Here is a 12,622-nt window from a genome sequence, read left to right on the forward strand (position 1 = left end):
ACAGTGTTGGTGCGCCCGGGGGCACGCTATCTCGGTCCCGTCTCAGGCGAACAGGAGGACCGCGTTGTGGCCGACGACGCCGACGGTGACGGCCGCGAACAGGGCGAGGGTGAGCGCCCAGAGTGCGGCGTGAGTCCGGGTCATCCGGCGCTCCCGGCGCAGGGTGAACAGCGCGTCGTCGGGGTCCGCGGACGCAACGGGCATCGTCGGACCGCAAGGGCCATACCGACATGAGCGCTCGGGTGCTCGAACTGCGTGGGGCGGCGTTTTAGAGGCCCGGCGTCGTAACCCGACCACGATGGACCTCGTCGGCAAGTGCCCGCCGGACCCCGACTCGCTCGCCGCGGCGGCGGACCGCGGTTTCGACAGCGTCGAACTCCACCTACGTCCCGCAGACTTGGAGGACGTAACGGCGACGGCCGAGACGGTGGACGCGTCGCCCGTCGACGCCGCGACCGTCCACACGCTCCACGCCACCCCCGAGGACCGACGCCCGTTCCGCCGGAGCGACGCGCTGGCCGCCCGCCTCGACGCCTATCTGGTCGTCCACAGCCAGTACGCCCAGCACACCCACGTCGAGACGCTGGAGGCCTACGACTTCGAGGCCCCGTACGGCTACGAGAACAACCCCGGCGCGACCCCGTTCCACCTGCGGAACCTCCTGTTGGACCGGGGCCACGACCTCGTCCTCGACACCGCGCACCTGTTCATGTCCCAACCGGACTACCTCGACGGCCTGACCGACCTCCTGCGGCGCGACGGCGACCGGATTCGGGTGGTCCACTTCAACGACGCGACGCTGACCGAGGACGGCCTCCCCTTCGGCGCCGGCGAGATGCCTCTCGAACGCACCGCGGCGCTCTTGGACGCCCACTTCGATGGCCGCGTCGTCGTCGAGGTGATGCCGGACCATCAGGAGGCGGCCCGCCGGCAGGTCCGAGAGTGGCTGGCCTGACCCGCAGTCTGACGCACCTTTTTGCCGGTCTGCCCCGATTGTCAGCACAGGATGTCAGCCGACGTGCTCGACCGAGCGCCCGACGACCGCGTGCAGGTACTCGACGCCGACGGCGAGGTGGTCGCGCCGGACCTCGTCCCGGACCTCTCCGACGAGCGACTGGTGTCGATGTACCGCGACATGCGCTTCGCTCGACGGTTCGACGAGCGCATGATAAGCCTCCAGCGGCAGGGCCGACTGGGGACGTACTCCTCGCTGGCCGGCCAAGAGGGGGCACAGGTCGGGTCCACGTACGCGCTGGCCGATTCGGACACGCTGTTCTACCAGTACCGCGAACACGGGGCGCTGGTCGCCCGCGGCCTCCCGTGGGAGTACCTGCTGTACTGGATGGGCCACGAACGGGGCAACGCCGCCCTCGCGGACGTGAACGTCTTCCCGCTGAACATCTCTATCGCGGCTCACATCCCCCACGCAGTCGGGTGGTCGTGGGCGGCCAAACGCGACGGCGACGAACAGGTCGGTGTCGTCCACTTCGGCGACGGCGCCACCTCGGAGGGGGACTTCCACGAGGGCATGAACTTCGCCGGCGTGTTCGACACGCCGACGGTCTTCGTCTGCAACAACAACCAGTGGGCCATCTCGGTCCCGCGAGAGCGGCAGACGGCGAGCGACACCATCGCACAGAAGGCCAACGCCTACGGGTTCGACGGCGTGCAGGTCGACGGGATGGACCCGCTGGCCACCTACGTCGTCACGAAGGCGGCCCGCGAACGGGCGCTGGACCCGGCCGAGGACGAACTGCGGCCGACGCTGATAGAGGCGGTCCAGTACCGCTTTGGCGCCCACACGACCGCCGACGACCCGGAGGTGTACCGAGACGAGGCGGAAGTCGAGGAGTGGCGCGACCGGGACCCGCTGGCCCGCTTCGGCGCGTTCCTCTGGGACCGGGGCCTGCTGGACCAGGAGCGACTCGACGAGATGAACGACGCGATAGACGACCGCTTGGCCGACGTCGTCGACGAGGCCGAGGGCGTCGCCGCCGACCCGGCAGACATGTTCGCGGACGTCTACGCCGAGTCCACGGACGAACTCGACGCCCAGCGCGAGTATCTGGCCGACCTGCGCGAACGCCACGGGGATGACGCCCTGCTGAACGAGTGACCTAGTCGTCGGTCGGTTTCGGGCGGCGGTAGCGGGACCGGACTGGGATACGTGCGCGTATCCACACACATATGGGCGTGCTTCTGGTAGCCTCGGTATGGTCCAGATCGACCTGACCAGCAGTCAGGAGCAGACGCTGACGACGCTGGTCAATCGCCACCGCTCGGCCGACGGGCCGGTCAAAGGGCAGACCATCGCAGACGACGTCGACCGGAGTCTGGGGACGGTCCAGAACCAGATGCAGAGCCTCGCCCAACTCGGCCTCGTCGAGGGCCACTCCGGCCCGGAAGGCGGGTACGTGCCGACAGACCTCGCCTACGAGACCCTCGGCCGCGAACCGCTCGACGACGCGGAGTCGGTCACCGTCGCCCGCGACTTCGAGCGCATCGACGTCACCGTCGACCAGATAACGTTCACGACGGTGAACCACCCCGAGGAGTGCCGCGCGCGACTGCACCTCCAGCAGTCCGTCGACCAGTTCGAGGTCGGACAGGCAGTCGCGGCCGGCCCGACACCGAAGTCGAGTCTCGTCGTCGCCGGCACCATCGTCGCCATCGACGACACGAGCAACACGCTCATCCTCGACGTCGCCCAGATAGAGGCCCCGGTCGAACCGCCCGAGTGAGCGCGGGTCAGCCGCCGCGTTTCCGGTACCAGACGCGTTCGCCGACGGGCGACGCCCCCTCCTCGACGTCCAACCGTCCGAGAAACAGGTCCCGGACGGCGAACGTGACGACCAACTCGACCGTCTCGCCGTCCGCCGCCTCGACCTTGACGACGCAGTGCCCGTCGCGCTCGCCGATGTGCCGGATTGTGCCGACCGACCACCGGTCGACGTGGTGGCTCGGTTCGCGGGCGTGGATTCGGTCGTGGTTCACGGCCCTCCTACGTCCGGCAGGGTGTTGAGCGCACCGCTCAGTCGCCCTCCGGGCGGTCGATTTACCCGGCCGCGGCCCCTCGGCGGCGGTATGGGAACCGCGTTCGACGAGTTCGACCACGAGTCGCACATGGACCGAGCGTTCGCACTCGCCCGCGAGGCCGCAGACCGTGGAGACCGACCGTTCGGCTCCGTTCTCGTCAGGGACGACCAGATAGTGATGGAGGCGTCGAACCGCGTCGTCACCGAGGACGACGTGCGGCGGCACCCCGAACTGGACTTGGCGGTGCGCGCCCGGCGGGAGCTATCGCCGGAGGAACGGGCCGAGACGGTGATGTACACGAGCACGGAACCGTGCCCGATGTGCGCCGGCGGCATCCGGCACGCCGGCCTCGGGCGCGTCGTCTACAGCGTCGGCGGCCGGGAGATAGGGGAGTTCACCGACCAGAGTGCCCCCGTCCAGTCGGCGGCCGTTCTGGCCGGCGTCACCGACGTCGTCGGTCCGGTCCGCAACGAGGAGGGGCGGGCGATACACGAGGCGTTCGACTGGTAGTCACCGTTGCCACTCGTAGAACCACCACGCGCTCCCGAGCAACATGAGGCCCGCGCCGAGCGCCGAGGTGGCCGGTTCCGGGAAGACGAACAGGACGAACCCGACGACCAGCATCGTCACTGGTTCTATCTCGTCGTAGTACTGGCTCAGAGACATGCGGTGACACTACGACGGCCTCCCTGAAAGCGGTTGGCCAGACAGCGGCCGGTCTCCGCCTCAGTCCGACCCCGACGCCGCGTCCGCCCGCCGCGTGAACTCGATGGGAAACGACTCTACGCCGTAGATGAACGCGCTCCGGACGGGCGTGAGGTCGTCCGTCGCTCGCCGAACGTCGGTCACGCGGTCGAACAGCGCCCGCAGGCCGATGCGGGCCTCCATCCGGGCCAAGGGTGCCCCGAGACAGTAGTGGGTGCCGCGTCCGAACCCCATGTGGGAGTTCGGCGCGCGGTCGACCACGAACGCCTCCGGGTCGTCGAACGCCGCCGGGTCGCGGTTCGCCGACCCCAGCCACGTCACGACGGCGTCGCCCTCGGCTATCTCCCGGCCGGCGAGTTCCACGTCGCGGGTGGCGACCCGGGCGAGCGCCTGCACCGGCGACCGGTAGCGCAACACCTCCTCGACGGCGCTCTCGTAGAGGGCGTCCTCGTTCTGCAACCGCTTCATCGCCTGCGGATGGGCGGTCAGACACCGCATCGCGTTCCCGACGAGGTTGGTCGTCGTGACGTTGCCCGCGACGAGCAACAGCATGCAGAATCCCAGCGCCTCCTCGTGGGTCAGCGTCTCGCCGTCCGCCTCCGCGTGGACGATTTCGGAGACGAGGTCGTCCTTCGGGTCCTCGCGCCGGGCGTCGAGTTTCGCCTCGAAGTAGTCGGTCAACTCCTCGGTCACCTGCCGTTGTCGCTCCTGAAACGCTCGGAGGGCGTCCTCGCTGGCGTCCGTCGGCGTCTCGACCAGCGTCTCCGACCACCGGCGGAACTGCGGGCGGTCCTCGCTGGGCACGCCGAGCAGTTCCGCGATGACGATGACCGGGAACGGGTAGGCGAAGTCGTCGACGACGTCCATCTCGCCGCCGCCGACGGAGTCGTCCAGCAGGTCCGCGGCGATGCGCTCGAAGCGAGGGGCGCGCCCGGCCAGCGCCCGCGGCCGAAAGGAGTCCTCGACGACGCCGCGCAGTCTGTCGTGACGCTCGCCGTCGGTCAGCAGCATCGTCTCCACGATTGGGCTCTGCTCCTCCTCCGGCGGCAACTCGATGGCGCTCGCCAGTCGCGGGTCCGAGGAGAACGTCTCGGGGTCGTCCAGCACCGCGTCCACGTCGTCGTACCGGAACACGTCCCAGCACTCCCGCGTCTCGTCGTAGCGCACGGGGTCGTCGTCGCGCATCTCTGCGTACCAGTCGAACGGGTCGAGCCACGCCTCCGGGGTCGAGAGCGCCGCCGGGACGCGTTCGAGCGTCCGCGGGGGCTCTCCGTCGGGTGTTGCACCCATGGGACATCGTTCTCGGCCAACAGGTATCAACGTCCCGTCGCGGTCGGTAACCCGGTCCGCAGGTGGCAACGACGTGGGGGTAATCCGGTGGGGAAAGAGACTTGACCCGGCTGGCCGAGCTCGCGGACACGATGGCACGCGCCGACGACGTCGACCGGTTCTATCGTCTGCTCGGGTCGCTCGAAGCGACGGTGGGTGGTCCCCGGAAACTGAAGGACTGCACGGGCTACATGGACTGGCCGGACCGCGGGGTCTACTTCTTCCTCGAACCCGGCGAGACGCACGCCGACACCGACCGACACCGGGTCACTCGCGTCGGGACCCACGCCGTCTCGCAGGGCAGTAGCACGACCCTCTGGGACCGTCTCAAGCAACACTACGGCACCGGCGACGGCAGTTCGGCCCACCCGCACGGCGGCAACCACCGCGGGTCGGTCTACCGGAAGCGAGTCGGCGAGGCGCTCGTCGAACGCCACGCGTTACACGAGGACTACCCCAGTTGGGACGACCGCTGGGCCGCCGTCGACCGGGACCGGGCCACGGTCCGAGACGAAGAGTACCCGCTGGAACGCCGGGTGAGCGGCTACATCCGCGACCAGCCGTTCCTCTGGGTGGCCGTCGACGACGAACCGAGTCCCACCAGCGACCGAGCGTACCTCGAACAGAACGCCATCGCGCTCCTCAGCAACGTCGAGAACTCGGTTATCGACCCGCGAGCGGACGACTGGCTGGGACACCACAGTCAGAGTCCCGAGATTCGAGCGTCGGGACTGTGGAACGTGAACCACGTCGGGGAGGCCTACGACCCCGCGTTCCTCGACCGGTTCGAACGGGCCGTCGAGGCGACCGGGCCGCTGTGAGACCGCTGCGAGCGGCCCCCACGACACAGGCCGGTGGTGACACACTCACCGCTCGTCGGCCGCCACCGTTCGTCCGGCGACGCCGGGGTAGTCTTCGAGGACGGCGTCGGCGGTGTGTTCGCCGCTGATAAGACACATCGGCATCCCGATGCCGGGCGTGGTGTACGCGCCGGTGTAGTAGAGCCCGTCCAATCCGGCGCGGTGGCCCGGCCGCAACGGCCCGGTCTGGAACAGCGTGTGTGCGAGTCCCAGTGCGGTCCCCTGGGGGTCGCCGTAGTAGTCGGCGAACTCGCTGACGCAGGCGCTCTCCTCGACGACGATTCTGTCCCGGAGGTCCGCGCCCGTGTGGTCGGCGAGGTCCGAAAGCACCTGCTCGCGGTAGCGGGCCCGGACCTCGGGGCCGTCGTCGAGGCCCGGCGCGACGGGCACGAGCGCGACCACGGCGTGGTGACCGTCGGGGGCGACGTGGTCGTCCGTCTTCGAGGCCACGGAGAGGTAGTACGCCGGGTCCGTCGGCCACTGCGGGGTCTCGAAGATGGACTCGAAGTGGGCGTCCCAGTCGGTCGGGAGGACCAGCGTGTGGTGCTCCAGGGGGTCGACGTCGCCCTCGACGCCCAGGTACAGCATGAACGCGGAGGGGGCGTAGGTCCGGTCGTCCCAGTATCCGGGGTCGTGGTCCCGGGCGTCGGCGGCCAGCAGTTCCCGCTCCGTGTACGCGGGGTTGGCGTTGCTGACGACGAGGTCCGTCTCGTGCTGACCCGCGTCGGTCCGGAGGGTGAACGTGCCGGCCGTCCCCTCGATACCCTGTACCTCGACGCCCGTCCGGACGTCGACCCCCAGCTCGGTCGCTAGCTCCGCCAGCGCGTCCACGACGCCGGCGATGCCACCCTCCGGGTAGAAGACGTTCAGGTTCAGGTCCACGTGGCTCATGATGCTGTACAGCGCTGGCGTGTTGTGGGGCGACCCCCCGAGGAAGACGAGGGTGTACTCCAGCAACTGCCGGAGCTTCGGGTGCTGGACGTAGCGGGAGACGTAGTCGTCCATGTTCCCGAACAGGCGAAATCGGGGGGCAAGCGGCAGGAGGTCGGTGTCGACGTAGTCGGTCAGCCCCTCCCGACCCTCGTAGACGACTCGGTCCATGGCGAGGTCGTAGTTCTGCTCGGCCGCCGCCAGATAGCGGTCCAGCGCCGCGCCGGCACCGTCTTCGTAGGATTCGAACACGTCCCGGACGTTCCGACGGTTGGGTTCGACGGTAACGCTGTCGCCGTCCTTCCAGAACACCCGATACTGTGGGTCGAGCCGTTCGAGGTCGTAGTAGTCGGTCGGTGCCCTGTCGAAGTGGCCGAAGAACCGTTCGAAGACGTCCGGCATCAGGTACCACGACGGGCCGGTGTCGAACCGGAACCCGTCGCGCTCGAGCACCCCTGCGTGGCCGCCGACCCGGTCGTGCTGTTCCAGCACCGTCACTTCGGCGCCGGCGTCGGCGAGGTACGCGGCCGCCGAGAGGCCGCCGAACCCGCCGCCGACGACCGTCACCCTCCCGCCCGTTGGGCCGTCCTCGTGCATACGGTGACACTTGGGGTGGACACTTATCCGACCGTGCCGCGTTCTCGGGTCGCTGGATTCGGGAGTTCGTTTATTGGCAACTCGTCCCTAACACCCGGCGATGAGTGCGCTCACACCGGGATTCGTCGACCGCTGGCATCGGCGCTCGGACGCACACCCGTCGCTGGCCCTCTCGAGGGCCGCCCTTCTCGTCGTCGCCGTCGGGTTCCTCGTCGCTCGCGGCGTCGGTATCACGATGCCGTTGCGCGCGCAGATGGTCGTCTACCTCGTCGGGATGGTCGCGCTGAACCTCCCGCACGGCGGCTACGAGCACTTCGAGAACCTGCGTCGCCGCCGGTCGGTGTTCCGCCTGCGCTACGTCGCGGCCTACCTCGTGGCCATCGCCGCGTTCGTGGGCCTGCTCCTGGTCGCTCCCGTCGCCGGCCTCGCGCTCGCACTGCTGGTCGCCATGGCGAAGGGCGGTCTGGGCGGGCTGAAGGTGCTGGACGCCACGAGCGGCACCGACCACCTCCGGACCCGCGCCCAGCGGTACCTCGCGGCGGCGGTCCGGGGCGGCGCGGTGATGCTCGTCCCCATCGTCTTCTGGCCCACCACGTTCCACACGTTCTCGGCACTCATGGTCGGTCTCGTGGAACCCGGCGCTCTCGAACCGTACGCGGGACTGTTCGGGACCACGCGGGCACTCGTGGGCGTCGGCTACGGCGGGGCGCTCCTCGCCCACGTCGCGCTCGGATACGTCCGCGGGGGCGGACGTTCGTGGCTGGTAGACGCCGGCGAGTCGGTCCTGCTGGCGGCGTACTTCGCCGCCGTCCCCGTCGTGGTGGCCGTGGGCCTGTACTTCCCGTTCTGGTACTCAGCGCGGCAGGTGGCCCGGACCCGGACCGTCGAGGCAGAGGCAGTCGGAGAGGAGGGGAGCGACCTGCTCGATGGCGCCGACGCCGGCACCGTCGCCCTCCGAGCGTGGGGCGTGCTCGTCGCCGGTGCGCTCGCCACCTTCGGCGTGCTGGCGGCCGTCTACCTCGCCGTGCCGAACCCGCTGGCCGGGACGCACCTGCTCCCCGGCGCGGTCGCGTTCTGGAGCGTCTTCATCAGTATCGTGGCGTTCCCGCACGTCGTCGTCGGGTCCGTACTGGACGAGGACCGGGGCATCTGGTACGTGCCCTGATTTCGCGTCCCCGACCCGGCGTCGGCGGCGAACCGGGCACGGCGCTCGAACAGCGCGGCATCGAACCGTACAGTCCGGTCGCGGAGGCTGACCACCCGCCCTTTCTCGACCGAGTCGAACAGACCGGGGAGCGACGCCGGTGTCTCATCACGGTCGGTTTCGCGGTGCTTGCATAGTCCGGGTGGGGCTATATCCGACCGGACGCGGTACGTACGACCGAGACGATGACTACTGTCCACAACTCCCCGCTGAACAGGCTCAGTATGCTCTCGACGCTCGTCGACGCCGCGTTCGCGTTCGTCCGCGGGCGGACGAAGAGCGGCCTCGTACTGCTCGGTGCCGCCGCGCTCTCGCGTCGCGTCCCCGGCATCGGTACGGCCGCGTCGGTGCTGCTTCGGCTGGTTCGACGGCTTCGGTAAGCGACGACGCCCTCGTACCGCCCGGTCGGCGGGTCGGTGAATCCGACCTACACCCGGCTTATCGGCACATTAAACGGCCGGCGGGAGGGTGACGAACCGACGCGCGGCCGGTGGCCAGAGAGGGCGTCCCCGACGCCGCTCACTCCATGTAACCGAGCGATTCGAGGCGACTCTCGACTTCCTCTTGGTCGACGGCGTCGTAGTTCGCGCCCTCGCCGTCGTCGACTGCGGCGAGCACTTCCTCCACGACGAAGGCGACGTACTCGCTCGCGTCCTCGAACTCCGTGTACGCCACTCGCCCCTCGACGTCTTCGACGAGGCCGGCGGGCAGTTCGACGCTGGTGACGCTCTCCGCGGCGACATCGCTCTGTGACATGGGTGAGTGGACCCGGTGCTAGCGTAAAAACCGGTTTCATTGTTCACGCCGTCGTCCGTGGAAATTCCGCGTTTACCGTCTGAATAATAACGCCCGCTGTCGGAGTCACTCACGGGTACATGCCCGACGACGAAAGCGTGGTCCTCGTCACTATCGACAGTTTCCGAACCGACTACTGCGGCGTCGCGGCCGGCGATTCTGACACGATGCCGACACTCGCGGCCCACGCCGAGGACGGACTGGTGTTCGAGAACGCCGTCGCGCCCGGCGCGGCGACGTTCGCCTCGGCGACGTCGTTCCTCACGGGGATGGACCCTGTCGAACGGCCCGACGCCCGCCGCGCGACGCGCGAGGACATGAAGGCCCACGTCCGCGAACACATGGCCGCCCGGCGGAGCGTCGCCGAGGAGTTCTCCGAGCGCGGGTACGACACCGCCGCGTTCACGGCCAACCCGTGGACCTCGCGGTACTTCGGATTCGACGAGGGGTTCGACCACTTCGAGGACTTCATGGAGGACGACGCGTCCAGCGACTTGCTGGAGGGCGGCGAACAGGAGAGCACCATCGGCACGCTGGCGATGAACGCCGCCAACTGGTGGCAGGGACAGGACATGTTCATGTCGTGGGAGGCCCTCGCCGACGAAATCAGCGAGTGGACGGCCCAAGCGGACGACCCCTACTTCCTCTGGGTGTTTCTCGTCGACCCCCACCTCCCGTACCTCCCGCCCGAGGAGTACCGGACCCAGTCCCGTCTCAAGACTTACCCCGCGAACATGGGACTGTTCCTGAGCCGTGACCTCCCGCTCGAGTCCGTCCTCCGCGACGTGTTGACCACGGCCTACGAGAACTCGCTGCAGTACACCGACGAGTTCCTCTCGTTTCTCACAGAGGAAATCGGCGAGGACACCACGTTCGTCGTCCACGGCGACCACGGCGAGGCCTTCGGCGAACACGGGATGTACGGCCACGGCCGGCAACTGTACGACCAGCTAGTGAACGTGCCCCTCGTGGTGTGTAACGGGCCGTCCGGCCGGGTCGAGCGTCCTTTCTCGCTCCGCCGACTGCCCGAGTTGTTGCACGGCCTCGCCAGCGGCGACGAGACGGTCGGGGAGCGACTCACAGAACCGTACGTCTTCTCCTCGACCCGCATGCCCAACGTCTCGGTCCGCGGGCGGGAGTGGAAGTACATCTGGTCGCCCGACGACCGGGAACTGTACGACCTCACCGAGGGCGAGGACGCCGAACTCGACGACGAGGACCTGCGGGCGGTCGGACAGGACCTCGTCGACTTCTGGCAGGGGTCGCAGGCCGAGAAAGAGCGGGTCGTCGAAGCCGCCCAGGACCTCGCAGAGAGCGGGCAGGTGTAGCGTCGGGAGCGTCGACGCTCACGTCGCTCGGGGCGTCCGACAGCGTCCCGTACGTCCGCCGGTTCAGAGGGACCGCTCGGGGTCCCCGTGTGTCAGCATGTCGTCGAGCATCTGCTCGAACGTCGCTTGGTCGATGGCCTCGACGACGCGCGTCCGCGGGTCGCCGTCGGTGATGCCGAGTTCGTCGACGAGGCTGTACCCCCGGGTCATCCCCTCTCGCTCGTCCACGTCGACGAAGTACGTCCCCGACTCCGTCACGAGGTCCGGGTGCAACAGGCACGCCATGGCGAGGGCGTCGGGGAGGGTGGTGCTGTCGACGCCGTGCCGCTCCTTCGAGAACTCGCGGGCGTGGTCGGTGATGGTCGCGAAGAACTCGGCGTACGGCGTCTCCACGGCGGCCAGCGCGTCGAGTCGCTCGCCGTCGAGGGTCCCGTCCCGGACCGTCACGCCCCAGTCCACGAGAGTCACGTCGAGTTCGGTCATCACTATCTTCGCGGCGTCGGGGTCCACCCAGAAGTTGAACTCCGCCGAGGGGGTGTCGTTCCCGAGCGTGTTCACGGCGCCGCCCATCACCCACACCTCGTCGAGCAACTCGTTCAGGTCGGGTTCGCGCCGGACCGCCAGCGCGACGTTCGTCAGCGGGCCGATGCAGGCGAGGCTCACCTCGCCCGGCGCTTCCCGAGCGGTGTCGACGATGGCGTCGACGGCGTGACCGTCGGCCGACGGGATACCCGTGTCGGGGTAGAGGTCCCCGCCCAACCCTCCCTCGCCGTGGACGTGGTCGACGTGTTCGAAGTCCTTGAGTAGCGGTCGACGCGTCCCCTCGTAGACGGGGACCGAGTCCGCGACGCCCGCGAGGTCCAGCGTGTACTTCGCGTTCTCCACTTCGTAGTCGAACTCGACGTTCCCTGCGACTATCGTGAGCGCCTCGACGTCGACGGAGTCGGCGAGCGCGGCCATGAGGACGGCCTGCGTGTCGTCGCCCGCGGTGTCCGTGTCGATGAGAAGTCTCTGTGCCACGCTACTCCTTCGCACGATACCGTCTTAGTTCCCGTGGCGCTATCGATGGCCGTTCTCGGAGGGCCGCGAAACCGGACTGGGTCGTCAGTCAGTCCACGTCCCGGACGACCAACACGGGCTGGTCGCAGCGGTCGATAATCTGGGTCGGGACGTCCCCGAGAATCTGGTCGACGAGTGACGGTTCGGACTCGCCGATGACGACGACGTCGTGCTCTGTCGTCTCCGCCAGAATCGCGTCGACCGGCGACTCGCTCGTCACGTTCACCTGTTCGATTCGGTCCCGGTCGATGCCGGCCGCCGCGAGTTCGTCGGCCGCGCCCGCGAGGAGGAGGTCGCCTTCGGTCGACCCCCCGTCGTCGTCCGCCTCGGGCGGTGCCGCGTGGAAGAGCGTCACCGTCACGTCGGTCGCTTCGAGCGCTGCTCCGACGAGGCCGAGAATCCGCTCCAGATTCACGTCGCCCCTTATCGGGACGAACACACGCCTCAGGTCCGCCACGTCGTCCGGGACGACCACGAGGTCACACGCCTTCTCTTCGGCTACCCGTTGGACGGTCTCCCCCCGGTCGTGTGTGAACACGACGAGCGTCTCGACGTTCGCGGCATCGTCGGGGAACTCCGAGGCGAGCTGTTCGATTCGCTCGACGGCCCCCTCCTCCTTCTCTGCCTGAAGCTGTTCCGGTGCGGTCTGGTCCGGCACCGGATACCATCCGAGGAGGACGACCTCGACCGGATGGAACAGCGCCAAGAGCTCCGGGTCGGGTCGCTCGGCGGTCGAGACGTCGACCGGAACCAGCACCGTCGGGTCCGTGTCGGTCATC

Annotated in this window: 16 protein-coding genes; 8 read left to right on the forward strand and 8 right to left on the reverse strand. The window is 68.8% G+C overall.

Annotated features, from left to right (window positions below):
* Positions 1 to 42: 42 nt before the first annotated feature.
* Positions 43 to 204 carry a hypothetical protein gene (locus Hhyl6_RS13365; protein ID WP_483739752.1) on the reverse strand — a complete coding sequence of 54 codons (162 nt, stop codon included), beginning with the start codon at positions 202 to 204 and terminating at the stop codon, positions 43 to 45.
* 94 nt (positions 205 to 298) lie between these two features.
* Here Hhyl6_RS13365 and Hhyl6_RS13370 point away from each other — a divergent pair, with 94 nt between their 5' ends.
* The 3 genes from Hhyl6_RS13370 (at position 299) to Hhyl6_RS13380 (ending at position 2,741) form a co-directional block, all read left to right on the forward strand.
* Positions 299 to 955 carry a sugar phosphate isomerase/epimerase family protein gene (locus tag Hhyl6_RS13370; RefSeq protein ID WP_483739753.1) on the forward strand — a complete coding sequence of 219 codons (657 nt, stop codon included), beginning with the start codon at positions 299 to 301 and terminating at the stop codon, positions 953 to 955.
* A gap of 51 nt (positions 956 to 1,006) precedes the next feature.
* On the forward strand, positions 1,007 to 2,116 hold the full coding sequence (gene pdhA, locus Hhyl6_RS13375) for a pyruvate dehydrogenase (acetyl-transferring) E1 component subunit alpha (RefSeq protein WP_483739754.1): 1,110 nt from the start codon (positions 1,007 to 1,009) through the stop codon (positions 2,114 to 2,116).
* A 97-nt stretch (positions 2,117 to 2,213) separates the two neighbouring features.
* Positions 2,214 to 2,741, forward strand: a complete 528-nt coding sequence (locus Hhyl6_RS13380; protein ID WP_483739755.1) for a TrmB family transcriptional regulator — start codon at positions 2,214 to 2,216, stop codon at positions 2,739 to 2,741.
* A gap of 7 nt (positions 2,742 to 2,748) precedes the next feature.
* Here the strand turns inward: Hhyl6_RS13380 and Hhyl6_RS13385 are convergent, their stop codons facing one another.
* Positions 2,749 to 2,994, reverse strand: coding sequence for a DUF7861 family protein (locus Hhyl6_RS13385; RefSeq protein ID WP_483739756.1), 246 nt, complete (start codon positions 2,992 to 2,994; stop codon positions 2,749 to 2,751).
* Between the two features lie 90 nt (positions 2,995 to 3,084).
* Here Hhyl6_RS13385 and Hhyl6_RS13390 point away from each other — a divergent pair, with 90 nt between their 5' ends.
* The gene (locus Hhyl6_RS13390; protein WP_483739757.1) at positions 3,085 to 3,546 is read left to right on the forward strand and encodes a nucleoside deaminase; all 462 of its coding nucleotides are present in this window, start codon (positions 3,085 to 3,087) and stop codon (positions 3,544 to 3,546) included.
* On the opposite strand, the gene Hhyl6_RS13395 is transcribed toward Hhyl6_RS13390, so the two are convergent.
* Together Hhyl6_RS13395 and Hhyl6_RS13400 are read right to left on the reverse strand one after the other, a co-directional pair.
* Positions 3,547 to 3,702 carry a hypothetical protein gene (locus Hhyl6_RS13395; protein ID WP_483739758.1) on the reverse strand — a complete coding sequence of 52 codons (156 nt, stop codon included), beginning with the start codon at positions 3,700 to 3,702 and terminating at the stop codon, positions 3,547 to 3,549. It lies immediately after the preceding gene.
* A gap of 60 nt (positions 3,703 to 3,762) precedes the next feature.
* Positions 3,763 to 5,031 carry a cytochrome P450 gene (locus Hhyl6_RS13400; RefSeq protein WP_483739759.1) on the reverse strand — a complete coding sequence of 423 codons (1,269 nt, stop codon included), beginning with the start codon at positions 5,029 to 5,031 and terminating at the stop codon, positions 3,763 to 3,765.
* A gap of 131 nt (positions 5,032 to 5,162) precedes the next feature.
* Between Hhyl6_RS13400 and Hhyl6_RS13405 the strand changes: the two genes are divergently transcribed.
* Positions 5,163 to 5,891, forward strand: a complete 729-nt coding sequence (locus tag Hhyl6_RS13405; protein WP_483739760.1) for a GIY-YIG domain-containing protein — start codon at positions 5,163 to 5,165, stop codon at positions 5,889 to 5,891.
* A 45-nt stretch (positions 5,892 to 5,936) separates the two neighbouring features.
* Here the strand turns inward: Hhyl6_RS13405 and Hhyl6_RS13410 are convergent, their stop codons facing one another.
* Positions 5,937 to 7,457, reverse strand: a complete 1,521-nt coding sequence (locus tag Hhyl6_RS13410; protein ID WP_483739761.1) for a phytoene desaturase family protein — start codon at positions 7,455 to 7,457, stop codon at positions 5,937 to 5,939.
* A gap of 100 nt (positions 7,458 to 7,557) precedes the next feature.
* On the opposite strand from Hhyl6_RS13410, the gene Hhyl6_RS13415 reads away from it, so the two are divergent.
* On the forward strand, positions 7,558 to 8,622 hold the full coding sequence (locus Hhyl6_RS13415) for a Brp/Blh family beta-carotene 15,15'-dioxygenase (RefSeq protein ID WP_483739762.1): 1,065 nt from the start codon (positions 7,558 to 7,560) through the stop codon (positions 8,620 to 8,622).
* Positions 8,623 to 8,846: 224 nt separating this feature from the next.
* A complete protein-coding gene (locus Hhyl6_RS13420; protein WP_483739763.1) occupies positions 8,847 to 9,041 on the forward strand; it encodes a hypothetical protein in 195 nt (64 codons plus the stop codon).
* Between the two features lie 139 nt (positions 9,042 to 9,180).
* Here Hhyl6_RS13420 and Hhyl6_RS13425 read toward each other — a convergent pair whose 3' ends face one another.
* On the reverse strand, positions 9,181 to 9,417 hold the full coding sequence (locus tag Hhyl6_RS13425) for a hypothetical protein (protein WP_483739764.1): 237 nt from the start codon (positions 9,415 to 9,417) through the stop codon (positions 9,181 to 9,183).
* Between the two features lie 119 nt (positions 9,418 to 9,536).
* Here Hhyl6_RS13425 and Hhyl6_RS13430 point away from each other — a divergent pair, with 119 nt between their 5' ends.
* Positions 9,537 to 10,784 carry a sulfatase family protein gene (locus tag Hhyl6_RS13430; RefSeq protein ID WP_483739765.1) on the forward strand — a complete coding sequence of 416 codons (1,248 nt, stop codon included), beginning with the start codon at positions 9,537 to 9,539 and terminating at the stop codon, positions 10,782 to 10,784.
* Positions 10,785 to 10,847: 63 nt separating this feature from the next.
* Here Hhyl6_RS13430 and Hhyl6_RS13435 read toward each other — a convergent pair whose 3' ends face one another.
* Together Hhyl6_RS13435 and Hhyl6_RS13440 are read right to left on the reverse strand one after the other, a co-directional pair.
* On the reverse strand, positions 10,848 to 11,804 hold the full coding sequence (locus Hhyl6_RS13435) for a nucleoside hydrolase (protein WP_483739766.1): 957 nt from the start codon (positions 11,802 to 11,804) through the stop codon (positions 10,848 to 10,850).
* A gap of 88 nt (positions 11,805 to 11,892) precedes the next feature.
* Entirely contained in the window at positions 11,893 to 12,621 is a 729-nt protein-coding gene (locus Hhyl6_RS13440) for a universal stress protein (protein WP_483739767.1), read from the reverse strand.
* Position 12,622: the final 1 nt, after the last annotated feature.

It is taken from the genome of Haloarcula sp. H-hyl6, assembly GCF_056934455.1.

Bases quoted from the DNA above. Each gene is read 5' to 3' on its own strand.
- Hhyl6_RS13365 (WP_483739752.1), bottom strand. From the start codon at position 204: ATGCCCGTTGCGTCCGCGGACCCCGACGACGCGCTGTTCACCCTGCGC.
- Hhyl6_RS13370 (WP_483739753.1), top strand. From the start codon at position 299: ATGGACCTCGTCGGCAAGTGCCCGCCGGACCCCGACTCGCTCGCCGCG.
- pdhA (WP_483739754.1), top strand. From the start codon at position 1,007: ATGTCAGCCGACGTGCTCGACCGAGCGCCCGACGACCGCGTGCAGGTA.
- Hhyl6_RS13380 (WP_483739755.1), top strand. From the start codon at position 2,214: ATGGTCCAGATCGACCTGACCAGCAGTCAGGAGCAGACGCTGACGACG.
- Hhyl6_RS13390 (WP_483739757.1), top strand. From the start codon at position 3,085: ATGGGAACCGCGTTCGACGAGTTCGACCACGAGTCGCACATGGACCGA.
- Hhyl6_RS13395 (WP_483739758.1), bottom strand. From the start codon at position 3,702: ATGTCTCTGAGCCAGTACTACGACGAGATAGAACCAGTGACGATGCTG.
- Hhyl6_RS13400 (WP_483739759.1), bottom strand. From the start codon at position 5,031: ATGGGTGCAACACCCGACGGAGAGCCCCCGCGGACGCTCGAACGCGTC.
- Hhyl6_RS13405 (WP_483739760.1), top strand. From the start codon at position 5,163: ATGGCACGCGCCGACGACGTCGACCGGTTCTATCGTCTGCTCGGGTCG.
- Hhyl6_RS13410 (WP_483739761.1), bottom strand. From the start codon at position 7,457: ATGCACGAGGACGGCCCAACGGGCGGGAGGGTGACGGTCGTCGGCGGC.
- Hhyl6_RS13415 (WP_483739762.1), top strand. From the start codon at position 7,558: ATGAGTGCGCTCACACCGGGATTCGTCGACCGCTGGCATCGGCGCTCG.
- Hhyl6_RS13420 (WP_483739763.1), top strand. From the start codon at position 8,847: ATGACTACTGTCCACAACTCCCCGCTGAACAGGCTCAGTATGCTCTCG.
- Hhyl6_RS13425 (WP_483739764.1), bottom strand. From the start codon at position 9,417: ATGTCACAGAGCGATGTCGCCGCGGAGAGCGTCACCAGCGTCGAACTG.
- Hhyl6_RS13430 (WP_483739765.1), top strand. From the start codon at position 9,537: ATGCCCGACGACGAAAGCGTGGTCCTCGTCACTATCGACAGTTTCCGA.
- Hhyl6_RS13440 (WP_483739767.1), bottom strand. From the start codon at position 12,621: ATGACCGACACGGACCCGACGGTGCTGGTTCCGGTCGACGTCTCGACC.